This is a genomic window from Paenibacillus sp. FSL L8-0502 (assembly GCF_038593055.1).
Lineage (GTDB): Bacteria > Bacillota > Bacilli > Paenibacillales > Paenibacillaceae > Paenibacillus > Paenibacillus polymyxa_D.
Window position 1 is genome coordinate 2,744,500 of record NZ_CP151958.1, and the last position, 13,630, is coordinate 2,758,129.

Annotated in this window: 2 protein-coding genes; both read left to right on the forward strand. The window is 46.4% G+C overall.

Annotated elements, in window-relative coordinates; all coding sequences use genetic code 11:
* Positions 1-94 precede the first annotated feature (94 nt).
* Entirely contained in the window at positions 95-8,971 is an 8,877-nt protein-coding gene (locus tag NSQ57_RS12095; protein WP_342426089.1) for an amino acid adenylation domain-containing protein, read from the forward strand.
* Positions 8,972-8,994: 23 nt separating this feature from the next.
* Positions 8,995-13,620, forward strand: coding sequence for an amino acid adenylation domain-containing protein (locus NSQ57_RS12100; RefSeq protein ID WP_342426090.1), 4,626 nt, complete (start codon positions 8,995-8,997; stop codon positions 13,618-13,620).
* Positions 13,621-13,630: the final 10 nt, after the last annotated feature.

Here is a 13,630-nt window from a genome sequence, read left to right on the forward strand (position 1 = left end):
ATAGCTAGGTCATATCGTGTTTTTTAGGCTAGCCCATAGTTGGAAAGGATAAAATTAATTCCTTGAATACCCCATAGTAAAGGAGTCTGAAAAGATGGTGAATGAGTATTTTTCGACGGAATCTGCTTCCAATCCGCAAAAATCTACGATTACTAATAAACTGTCAAAAATAATCGAAAGTGTATCCCAACTCAGTCCAGACGAATTAGAGCCGCAAAAACATTTTTTAGAACTGGGTTTAGACTCTATTCTTCTGTCTCAGGTGAGACACAGCATTAAAAGTACGTTTGGCTTGGATATCCCGATGAACGAGTTTTTTGAATCACTGACTACGCTGGAGTTGCTGACAAACTATATTGCTGATAGGGTAGCCTCGACCTCTGAAGAATTGACCCGGAATTCGGAGGAGCTTCAGTTGACTGCGTCGTCCAGTGTCACCTCTTCGGTGCCTTCCGTCTTGCCGGGCTGGAGTCAAAAATCCACTACCCCTATAGAAGATCCCGCATCCCATGAAAGCAAGCTATCAAATGAGGATATATTTGCGGGGAGAGAACGAATTTTAGAAATGCAACTTCAACTTATGTCGCAGCAAATGGAAATACTGTGTCAATCTCGGCTTACACCAGTGGCAATGCTTGAATCGCTTTCACTACAAACTGCTGTCGAGCCTCAGACATCCGCGATGAAGGAGATAGCTGCCACAGTTACTTCTGTTTCCCCCGTACAGGCTTCCGTGTCAACTGTTTTGCCAGACGGAAAAGAATCGAAAGCATTTGTTCCCTATCAAAAAATAAATGTGCAAGCCCATAATTCACTTTCACTTAGGCAGGAAAAGCATCTGCAAAAGCTGATTGAACATTATACGATGCGCACACGAAAGACCAAAGAGTATACTCAGCAATACAGGTCTGTATACGCCAATAACCGGAATGTGGCCGGATTTAGGCCTGCTCTCAAGGAAATGGTGTATCAGATTATATCTCAGCGTGCAGAGGGTTCTAAAATTTGGGACTTGGACGGTAATGAATATATTGATTTGACGATGGGGTTTGGGGTCAATTTGTTTGGTCACAACCCATCCTTTATTCGTGAATCGATAGAAAAGGAAATACATAACGGAATGTGCCTTGGACCGATGTCCAATATGGCCGGGCAGATTGCCGAAAAGATTTGCAAGATGACAGGCATGGAACGAATGGCGCTATATAACTCGGGGACAGAGGCGATTATGGTGGCTCTTCGGTTAGCTCGGGCTGCCACCGGGCGGGATAAAGTGGTGATTTTTTCTGGTTCCTATCACGGTACTTTTGATGGAATATTGGCATTGGGGGGGACAACGGATGACAGGGAACAACATTCCACTCCCCTGGCACCTGGTGTACTACAGCACATGGTGGACGATGTCGTTGTGCTCAGTTATGGAACGGACGAGTCACTCCAATATATCCGCTCCCATGCCCATGAACTGGCTGCTGTTCTCATAGAGCCCGTGCAGAGTCGTCGCCCTGATTTCCAGCCCGCAGCTTTTCTGAAGGAAGTACGACAGATTACGGAGCAATCCGGGACCGCGTTCATTTTTGATGAGGTAATTACAGGCTTCCGTATTCAGCCGGGGGGCGCGCAGGCGTGGTACGGGATTGAAGCCGACCTTGTAACTTACGGTAAAATCATTGGGGGCGGGCTTCCCATCGGTATCGTGGCAGGGAAAGCATCGTTCATGGATGGAATTGATGGAGGAGTGTGGAGCTTCGGAGATGACTCTTATCCACCGCATGAGCAACAGCGGACGTTTGTAGCGGGAACTTTTTGCCATCACCCCCTGGCTATGGCAGCTTCCCTGGCCGTACTAGAGCAGTTGGAGAAGGACAGGGGGCAATTGCATAACGAGCTGAATAGTCGTACGAAGGCGTTCGCAGTAGAACTGAATCACTATTTTATGGAGGAACAGATACCTATAAAGGTCGTTTACTTCGGTTCCTTGTTCCGTTTCATCCTTAAAGGTGACTTGGAACTATTCTTCTATCACATGCTGGATAAAGGAATTTATATATGGGAAGGCCGGAACTGTTTTTTGTCAACGGCTCATACTACGGAAGATATAGAGCGGATTGTACAGGCAATTAAAGAGAGTGTTAATGAGCTGCGCAAAGGAGGATTTCTGCCGGATCTGTACCCTCATGAAAACCATCTAAACAAGCCTTTTATTCCTGAAACTGCAACTGCAGACCTTAAGGAATCGACGATTATGCTGACTCCGGATCAGAAGCAGTTATGGTTCGCCTCGGTCTCGGATTCAAAGGAATCGCAGTCGCTTCATGAGACTGTTTTACTGCGTTACCGGGGTCCGCTACATCTTAAGGAATTTAATGAAGCTGTCCATCGCATTGTTAAACGTCACGAAGCCTTGCGGACCTTTATGGGGGAGGACGGAGAAACGCAGATCATCGTCCCGGCAATGACGGTCAGCATTCCGCTACATGATATCAGCAGTCTTTCTGTAGAGGAGCAGAAACACGATATCCGTGCTTGGATGGAGAAGGATAGGGAGACCGTATTCCCAATAAGTGCGGGCGAACCTTTATTCCGCATCCGGCTTTTAAAAACGTCGAATGAGAAGCACATCGCTGCATTTACATTTCATCATCTCATTGCAGATGGCTGGTCCATCGGAGTGTTTTTCCATGAGTTGGAACAATTTTATTCCGCTTGTGTACAGGGGAAACACTGCACGCTTCCCGACCCTGTTCCGTTTCGAGATTTCGCAGCATGGCAGCAAAACCAGTTAGAGGTAGGTGGAGCGGCTGCCCTTGCTTTTTGGTCAGATGTACTTGCGAAGCCATTGCCCGCCCTTGACTTGCCGTCTCTCCAACGCAACATCAGCTCTCCTTCTTCGCGCGGAGCACGGCACACCATTGTGGTGGATGCACCTCTGGTGAAGCAACTGAAATCAGTCAGTATTCGGCTTGGCAACAGCATGTTTGTGACTTTATTATCTGTTTTCCAGCTTTTTTTACACAGAGTGACAGGTCAGAATCAAATCATGGTAGGTATTCCAACCGCAGGGCAATCTCATATGGGTGTGTCCCCGCTAATTGGCAACTGCGTTAACTTGCTCCCAGTGATTTGTGAGGTAGACTCTGGAGCAACGTTCACGGAATTCACACAGACGGTCAAGCGAGTAATGCATACGCTGGATGCTTATCAGAAATACAGCTTTGCCGGACTTGCCCAGATAGGATTAAGGCATTTGCCCGTCCTTAACGTGTTGTTCAATATGGATAGGCCCATTCCAGAGTTTCACTATTACGGACTGGAAACAGAATTGTTGGAGCATGAAATATTGTCCACTCAATATGAGTTGTTTCTGAATGTTACGGAGTCTGGTCAGCAGTTGCGGCTTGATTTCGACTATGCTGCGAGTCTTTTTCAACAAGACACTCTGGAAGTATGGGCGCAATACTTTTTACATCTGCTGAGCTCGGTTGTGCAGGAAGACGGAATGCGGATATCTGCGCTGTCTTTGCTTCGAAGTACGGAAAGGGAGCGGCTTTTGGAAGTGTGGGGGACATACGCGGATTCTAAAGGGAATTATCCTTGTGTCCTTGACAAATATAAACATCCGTCTCCTACGGGTACCATCGGACAAGTATATTTGGCCACATCCGCTGGTTTACTGGGAACGACGCTGGAATGGGCTTATATCGAGGTTGGAGGGAGAATTCGACATCTCGGTGCAGCCAACCGAGATGTTCTTATTCGCGGTCATCAAGTGAATCTTGAGCAGATAGAGAAACATCTTTTGCGAGCACTGGATTTGGATGCCTGTGTTTTGACGGCACGGAAAGACGGTGAGAGCAGTAACTCTTCGTATCTAGTGGCTTATATAGTGGACAATAATTCTAATTCGTGGGATATAGCGAAGCTGAAAGAGAGTGTTAGCTCAATACTTCCTGATTATGGGCAACCTCGCTTTTGGGTTCTGATGGATAGTATCCCTCTTTTGGCTGATGGGAAGCCGGATTTTCAATTATTGCCGAAACCAGAAGATATCAGGATAGAGGACTCGCAGAAGCAGGTTTCTGACAGCAATATGACTGAGGACAAACTGATATCCATATGTAAGGAAGTTTTGAATGTATCTGATATCAGATACAACGATAATTTTTTTCAAATGGGTGGAGACTCCTTAAAAGCGACTGTTCTTCTAAGCAGAATTAACAAGGAATTCGAAGTATATATTCCGCTGGTACAAATTTTACATTTGCAAACGATTGCACAACTGGCGGCACATGTAAAAGGAGGACAAAAGCGAAAGTTTGAGCCGCTTGTTCCGGCAGATTTACAGCCCTTTTATCCGGTATCTCCCGCTCAAAAAAGAATGTATGTGCTGGATCAACTGGGTGGAGGTGCAGCGTATCATGTATCGGGTCAACTGCATATAGAGGGAGAGTTACACGTTTCCAGGTTCATTGATGCAGTGAAGGAGGTTTTTTCACGGCATGAATCCTTTCGGACGTATTTTGAGATAGTAGACGGGGAAACCGTGCAGAAGGTACAGGATGTGCTTTTACTGGACATTCCTGTTACTCCAATTTCCGAAGAGGATGCTAATCACGCCCGTGAACTGTTTATTCAGCCATTTGACCTCAGTAAGGCTCCTTTAATTCGTGCTGAGCTGTTCGCAATCCATCGTGACCAATTTATGTTGCTGATCGATATGCACCATATCATTTCAGACGGCTTCTCAATGGCAGTATTAATGGATGAGATCAGTACGCGGTATCAGGGTATGCCACTTGCCCCCATTGACGTTCACTACAAAGACTATGTCGTTTGGCAAAAACAACATTATGCCGGAGACAGCCAAGCAAAGGATGAAGCATTTTGGTTAGACACGTTGGACGGCGAGCTCCCTGTATTAGACCTGCCAACTGACTTTGCTCGTCCGTCAAGTCAGAGCTTCGCAGGGGACAGCCTTACCTTCATTGTGCAATCCAAGCTGACGGATAGACTTAATCAATTGGCAAGAGACACGGGAGCAACGCTCTTTATGGTGCTTTTGGCAGCTTATAATGTGCTGTTAAGCAAATACTCCGGGCAAGAGGACTTCCTCGTAGGTACACCGGCAGCGGGTAGAGGGCATGCGGATACGGAAGCGATGATCGGCATGTTTGTGAATACTTTAGTTCTCCGTAATCGACCGCTGGCGTCTCAGCCATTCAGTGCTTTTCTGGAGGACGTAAAACATAACACTCTGCTTGCGTTGGAGCACCAGGAATATCCATTTGACCAACTGGTCGACAAACTGGATCGAGTACGCGATGTAAGCCGCAATCCCATCTTTGATACGATGTTCAGTCTGCAAAATAAGGGAACAGAGGTCATTGAACTCAGCGGACTTCGTTTGCAACCGAATGAGTTTAATGCAGGTGTATCGAAGTTCGATCTTTCATTACATGTAACGGAAACTCAAGACCAGTTAACTTTCACCTGGGAGTATGCTACCAGCCTGTTTAAGCTGGAGACAATTGAGCGATTTGCCCTCCATTATATAAAAGTGTTGGAAATCGTAACTCAAGATGTCGGAATTCGCTTGGCTGACATGGATATGCTGACAGAAGAAGATAAGCACTTATTACTATATGAGTTCAACAACACCTCCGCCTATTTTCCGCGGGATGCAACGATTCACGGAAGGTTTGAGCAGCAGGTTAGCAGGACTCCAAATGACATGGCAATCATATTTGGAGATAAGTGTATGACTTACCAAGAGTTGAATGAGCTGGCGAATCGTTTAGCGCGAACGTTGCGGGCGGAAGGAGTGGGACCGGATCAGCCGGTAGGGATTATCGCTCAGCGTTCACCTGAGATGATGATTGGCATCTATGCAATTCTAAAAGCAGGTGGAGCTTATGTACCCATTGACCCGGGATACCCACAGGAAAGAATTCAATATATGCTTGAAGATTCGAAAACACAACTGGTGCTGACACAACCACAGTTTGCAGAAGAGCTGGAGCAATATGCGGACTGCAAGGTAATGGTGTTGGATTATGCTTCCACGATCATGGCTTTGCAAGCATCCAGGTCGACGGAGCCTACGACCGACTGCATGAGTAGCTGGCATGAAGATGCCTCCAACCTTGAACCTATAGCAGAACCCAACCATGCGGCCTATATCATTTATACATCCGGTTCTACAGGGAAACCGAAAGGGGTTATTGTTGAACACCGCTCAGTCGTGAATCGGCTCTGCTGGATGCACAATAGATACGGCCTAAGCGCAGAAGATACGATTTTGCAAAAAACTGCCTTTACTTTTGACGTATCCGTATGGGAGTTGTTCTGGTGGTCGATGGTAGGCTCTAAAGTAAGCTTATTGCCAATCGGCGGAGAAAAGTCTCCCGAACAGATCTTGAACACGATTAATGAAGACAAGGTAAGCACCCTTCATTTTGTACCCGCGATGCTGCATATTTTTCTGGAATATCTGGAGCAGCAGCCAAGGGAAACAGTGCAAGCAAAATTGAAAACGTTAAAACATATATTTGCCAGCGGTGAAGCATTGCCTCCTCAGCAGGTGGCGCGTTTCTATCGAATTATGTCAGGGATTGGAAGCGCAAAACTAATTAACTTATATGGTCCAACAGAAGCTACTGTAGACGTTTCATTCTTTGAATGCGAGCCTGTGGAAGAGCACTCGGTGATCCCGATCGGTAAACCGATTGACAATATTCATTTGTATGTTGTACAGGAAGGTACGGAGCGATTGCAGCCGATTGGAGTGGCGGGAGAACTTTGTATCAGTGGTATAGGAGTAGCCCGTGGCTATCTTAATCGACCGGAATTGACCAAGGAGAAGTTCGCTACTAATCCGTTTAACAGCGGAGCGGAGGGTTATGAGCGGATGTACCGCACAGGAGATTTGGCGCGTTGGATGCCTGACGGCAACATTGAATATTTGGGGCGGATCGATCAACAGGTTAAAGTAAGAGGATATCGTATTGAACTGGGCGAGATTGAAGCGCAGTTGCTGTCTGTAGACGGAATCCAGTCAGCAGTAGTCATAGCACGGGAGAACAAAGACGGCTACAAGGATTTGTGTGCATACTTTGTGGCTTCTGAGCCATTAAGTCCGCTGAACGTGCAGAATGCGCTCAAGCAGAAGCTACCGTTTTATATGATTCCAGCATATGTGGTGCCTATGCAGCAGCTTCCCCTTACGGCCAATGGAAAAACGGACCGAAAAGCTTTACCTGAGCCGGACCGACATGACTCTTTACAGACGGATTATGTTGCTCCGAGAACAGATGTGGAAAGGGCGCTGGTCGTGGTATGGCAAGACGTTTTGGGAAGTGATCATATAGGCGTTCGAGATCATTTTTTTCTGCTTGGCGGCGATTCTATTAAGGCCGTTCAGGTTGCCTCACGTCTGCGTCAGCATGGTTATTCCCTTGACATTTCTCTCTTGATGGAGCACCCGTTCATTGAGGATCTCAGCAAGCTTGTGACAACTTTATTCCGCTACACAGACCAGAATTCAATACATGGAGAGATTCCAATAACATCGATTCAACGGCAGATGCATGAACTGGGTACATTTTACACCTTACGGACGGCAACATCCATGCTATTTGCAGGCAACCCGCATTTCGATGAGGCTCTATTACGGTCTGTGCTGCAAACATTAACTACTCATCATGAGGGATTACGACTTGGCCTGGCGTCGATCGACGAACCGTCTGCCCTTGTATACCGAGATGAAAATGAAGAATGGTTCACGCTTGATGTGTTTTCACTTGTAGATGATGACCATGAGGCTAGCAAGCAATTACAGAGCGAATGCTTCCGAATTCAAAATAGTTATGGAATGTTTGAGGGACCCCGAGTACGCGCAGGCTTATTCCGGATGTCGGGCTCCGACCAGTTCTTCCTTTCTGTAGATCCGCTAGTGGCTGATCCCACATCTTGGCGTATCCTGCTTGAGGATTTCACAACTGCCTATGAACAAGCTCTTCACGGGGAGCTGATAGTGCTTCCTGACAAAACAGATTCTTACCGCTCCTGGATGCGGTGGCTAGAAGACTATGCAGACAGCAAAAAGCTGGCCAAAGAGAAACTCTACTGGCTGGATAAAGTTAATTTCGATGGCGAATTTATACCGAAGGATCATAAGGCACCTGCACATTCAGAAGCACTTCGTCCAGTAGAGCATTGCATCATACAGCTTTCGGACGAGAAAACAAGCCAGCTGTTAACACGGGCTAACCAAACCTATAATACGGTGACCGCTGAGTTACTGCTTGCTGCATTGGGACTGACTATAGTGGAATGGTCTGGACAGTCTAAGATTGCCATTGGATTTGAGCATTATGATCGGGATCAACAAACTGTGACTTCGGACAAACCGGACCTTTCAAGAACCGTAGGTCAATTCGGTTCCATATATCCGCTTGTTCTGGATATGGAGCCTGGAGAAGACAGTTCTCTTTTGCTCAGAAACGTAAAGGAGACGGTCCGGCAAGTACCCAACCAGGGTTTAGGATATGGATTACTAAAATATGGAGCTGCATCCTCTGGCAGATCAGAATTTAATGCTCAGTATTACCCGGAAATTGGCTTCCGCTTGATTCATTCTGAACCGGTCAGTTCCTCTCACTTTCATACTTCGCCTATGGATGCTGAATTATGGTCCGGCCAGAATTGTAGCGTTTCTGATTTAGCCTATCCCCTCTATCTGGATGGGCGGCTGAAAGACGGTAAGCTTTCCATCTGCATGCTTTATAACCGTCACGCGTTTGAAGCAGATACTATCCGAATGCTTCAGTTGCGTTTTGAACATCATTTGTCGGGCATTATTCAGCATTGTCTGGACCAATCCGGACGGCAACTAACACCATCGGATGTGGGAGCACGTGGTTTGGATCTGGATGAGTTTGAAGACATGAAGCAGTTTTATGAGAATCTATAACGATTCGTACGAGGAGGATATCCATGATCGAAGGACTTGAAATTGAAAAAGTGGTCAACTTGACTCCCTTACAGGAAGGAATGCTCGTTCATGCGCTGATGGAACCAGAATCACAGGCTTATTACGAGCAATTACGTATTTCTATTCGGGGAGATCTGGATTGGAATGCCCTGCAAGAAAGCTTTCAGCTGTTGGTTCAGCGTCATGAAACACTGCGCTCGAACATTTATCATAAATCCGCTTCTCGTTCGCGGCTGATTGTCTTTAAGAAGCGAAACACGGCGATTACTTACGAAAATATGACAGAGCTGACCGGAAAGGAGCAAGCCGATGCTATTCGTAGATTTATGGATGTGGACCGTAACACCCATTACGATTTGAGCAGGGATATGCTCATCCGGATGGCTGTACTTCAAACGGATAAAGATGCTTATACGTTACTTGTAAGTTTTCACCATATTATTATGGACGGCTGGTGTCTTGGCATCATAATGGACGAGTTGTTAACGGCCTATGAGGCTTATCGTACAGGCCGTCCCGTTCAATTGCCTGAACCACGACCTTACACCGGGTATGCCGACTGGCTTGAAGAACAGGATCAGGAGGCGGCCAAGGGCTACTGGAGTTCTGAATTACAAGGTTACGAACAAACGGCTGGACTTCCGATGCTAAAAACTCCAGCTACAACTCCTGAAAAAGGCGGCTATCTGCTGCAGGAATATAGAACGACGCTGACGGAAACAGAGACCAGCACTTTGCGGGCGATTGCTGAATGCAATGGGACCACGCTCAGCAGTCTTTTTCTGGCCGCCTGGGGAATTGTACTTGGTCGTTACAACGGAAGCAAAGACGTAGTTTTTGGCACGGTGGTATCTGGCCGCCCGTCGGAATTGGATGAAGTAGAGCGAATTGTCGGATTGTTCATTAATACCATTCCATTACGAATTAGATTAAATGAAGAAAAGAGTTTTGTTGAATTATTGCGCGATGTCCAGAGAGCCTCTGTCCAAGGAAGGAGGAACGGATACTGTTCACTTGCTGAAATCCAGTCGCAATCTGCACTCAAGCAACGCTTGCTTGATCATATCGTTGTATTCGAGAACTATCCGCTGGAAAACATGATCGGGAGACGGGACTGGCAAGACAAACTCGGATTCATTATTGAGGACGCTCGGTTATTCGAAGAAATACCGTATGGCTTTAATATTGAGGTTGAAGATAAGAAGGCAATGAGTTTCATATTGTCCTATAACGGCAAGGTCTATAGCAGTGAAGCGATGAAGCATCTGGCCCATCATTTGAAGCATGTCTTCCTGCAAATTTCCAGTAATGCAGATGTTTGCCTCCGTGACGTTCGGCTGTTAACAACCGAAGAAGAGGCTAATATGACGAAATTATGGAGCGGACCCGTTGTCCAGTTTCCTGCACTTACTTTTCACGGGATATTCGAAGCGCAGACGGAGCGTACACCAGAACAAGCGGCCGTCATATATGAAGATACGATGCTCACTTACAGACAACTTAATGATAGAGCAGACGCTCTTGCCCATCTTTTGCAGAAGCGTGGAATTACACGGGAGAGTCTGGTCGCTGTCATGGTTGACAGGTCTGTTGAGATGATAGTGGCGGTGCTGGGAATTATGAAAGCAGGAGCTGCCTATGTGCCAGTAGATCCTGTATATCCAGAAGAACGTATTGAATATATGCTGCGTGACTGTGGAACGACGATTGTGCTTACGCAATCTCACCTGACGGGTTGGCTGAAAACAATGGATTTCATGGGCGAGGTAGTCGATCTCGCTACGTTACCACTCCAGCCCGAGATGGATTTGGACAAGCAGTATATCTCCACATATGAACCCGGCTCTTTGGCGTATGTCATTTATACATCGGGTACCACAGGTAAGCCCAAAGGCGTTATGGTTGAACATCAACAATATGTCAACACCGCACTCGGTTACAGACACAGCCAAGGATTTAAAGATTTCCCTGTTAAGCTACTACAAATTGCCAGCATGTCTTTTGATGTGTTTGCATGCGATTTGGCCAAGGCATTTGTCAATGGTGGTACCTTAGTCATTTGTCCTGAAAACGTGAGAAATGATCCAGCTGCCCTGGCTACACTGTTGGAGCAGCAGGAGATTACTACGTTTGAGACGCCTCCTGTGCTTTTAGCTCTGCTATTGAATTACGTTTATGAGCATGGTACAAATATCAGTTCCCTAAAGCTGCTTACTACTGGAGCGGATAGCTTGGCTGTTGCAGATTACCGTAAGATGTTGACCCGCTTTGGCAGCAAGATGCGGATTATTAATACGTATGGAGTTACCGAAGCCGCAATCGAATCTAGCTTTTATGAGGACGAGCTGGAAAAATTGCCTCTGTCCGGTATTGTCCCTATCGGCAGAGCTCTACCGAATCATAAGTTATATATTGTTGATGAGAGGATGCGTCCGGTCCCTGTCGGTGTAACGGGCGAGCTGTGTATTGGTGGAGCTTCTGTAGCGCGGGGATATCTTAACAGGCCGGAGCTTTCGGCTGAGAAATTCGTGTCTGATCCGTTCTTGCCCGGTGGACGCTTGTATCGTACGGGGGATCTAGCACGCTGGCAGCCAGATGGGAATATTGATTTTATCGGGAGAGCTGACTACCAATATAAAATTCGCGGATACCGGATTGAGCCTGGAGAAATCGAATCTATTTTGCTCGAAACGGAAGGAGTACGCCAGGCGGTTGTTGTTGATCGACTGGACACAGCGGGACAAAAGTATTTATGTGCCTATGTTGCAGGTGCAGCTGAGAAAGACATGCTGCGGGATAAACTGGCTCGGCAGTTACCAGTCTACATGGTTCCAGCCCAAATCATTGTATTGGAACAGTTGCCATTGACCCATAACGGGAAAATAGACCGATCCAATCTGCCCGAACCGGATGAAATAGCACCGTTGGATACCGTATATGAAGCACCACAGGATGAATTGGAAAAAACAATTGCTTTGATCTGGGAAGAAGTGATCGGTGTTAAACCAATTGGATTACACAACAACTTTTTCGAGCTTGGTGGGGACTCGATTAAAGCATTGCAAATTGCAATCCGCTTAAATGCCAAAGGCCTGAAAATGGAAGTAAAGGACTTATTCCGTTACCCTGAAATTCACCTGGTAGCACCGTTTATAAAAAAAATCACCCGTATCATTCCCCAAGGGATTGTAGAGGGTGAGGTAGAATTGACACCCATTCAACTCGATTTTTTTCAGCATCATCGGAGAGATCGTCACCATTATAATCAGGCGGTCATGCTGCAAAATGATGAAGGATGGAATGAATTATGGCTGAAAAACGCCATGGACAAGCTGGTAGCCCATCACGATGCATTACGGCTCATTTTTGTGGAAGAGGAAAAGGGAGCCTCCGCCTATAACAGGGGAGTGAACGAAGGTGAGTTCTTTACATTAACGAGCTATGATTTGACACAATCAAGCCAGCCTGAAGAAGAAATTCGACACATTGGTGATGAGCTGCAAAGCAGTTTGGATCTGCAACGAGGTCCTCTCATACGTTTGGCTTTATTCCATTTATCCGGTGAAGATCATCTGATGATCGTTATCCACCATCTTATTGTAGACGGTGTGTCATGGAGAATTTTACTGGAAGATTTGGGTACCGCCTATGATCAGGTAGCTCACGGTGAGATGCCGAATCTGCCTGCCAAGACTGATGCTTACAAGGAGTGGGCTTCAGGACTGACTACTTACGCCGAAAGCGTACAGGTACGCCAAGAAATCAGCTACTGGAACAATGTAGATTCACGCAGGATGCGTCGATTGCCAAGGGATCATGAAATCGCGGTTAGCCTGATACAGGATCGACGCCTAGTGGAGGTGGTACTCGGCAGGGATGAGACGGAAAAGCTGTTGAAGCATGTACATCATGCCTATCATACGGAAATGAATGATCTGTTACTTACAGCCTTGGGTCTGGCTTTTTATGATTGGAGCGGTTATAACGAAATCCCGATTTTGCTGGAGGGGCACGGTAGGGAGGAGATCATTAAAGATTTGGACATCTCTCGTACAGTCGGCTGGTTTACCTCCCTGTATCCTTTTGTAATCGAGGTCAACAGACCCGAAAATTTGGCCTATCAGATCAAAATGGTTAAAGATAAGCTGCGGCGGGTGCCTAATAAGGGCATCGGTTATGGTATTCTACGTTATTTGACCAAAGACCAGACTAAATCCGCTTCTCTAGTCGCAGCACCATTCCCGGAAATTAGCTTCAATTATTTGGGGCAATTCGACGAAGAAAACAGCGCAGACATGCTTTGGCGTATTTCCAGATTAGCAGACTTAGCCAATGGTGAGAGAAGCCCGCGTGCGGAAAAGACGAATACATTTGACATTAACGGCATGATAACGAACGGAATCCTTCGGTTTGGATTTGAATATAACGGGCTTGAATATGGTGCAGCAACGGTAGAGCGATTAACGATCGGCTTTAAAAAACATCTATTAAATCTTATCCATCATTGTTGCACTAAGGATCAGGCGGAGCGGAGCCCTACGGATTTTACATATAATCAATTGTCTATGGGGCAATTTGAACACATATCGATCCAATTATCGGATAAGCTGGGAAATCTGTTGAAATAAAGGATATCCG

Excerpts from the sequence above, each read along its gene's own strand:
- NSQ57_RS12095 (WP_342426089.1), top strand. The coding sequence starts at position 95 with ATGGTGAATGAGTATTTTTCGACGGAATCTGCTTCCAATCCGCAAAAA.
- NSQ57_RS12100 (WP_342426090.1), top strand. The coding sequence starts at position 8,995 with ATGATCGAAGGACTTGAAATTGAAAAAGTGGTCAACTTGACTCCCTTA.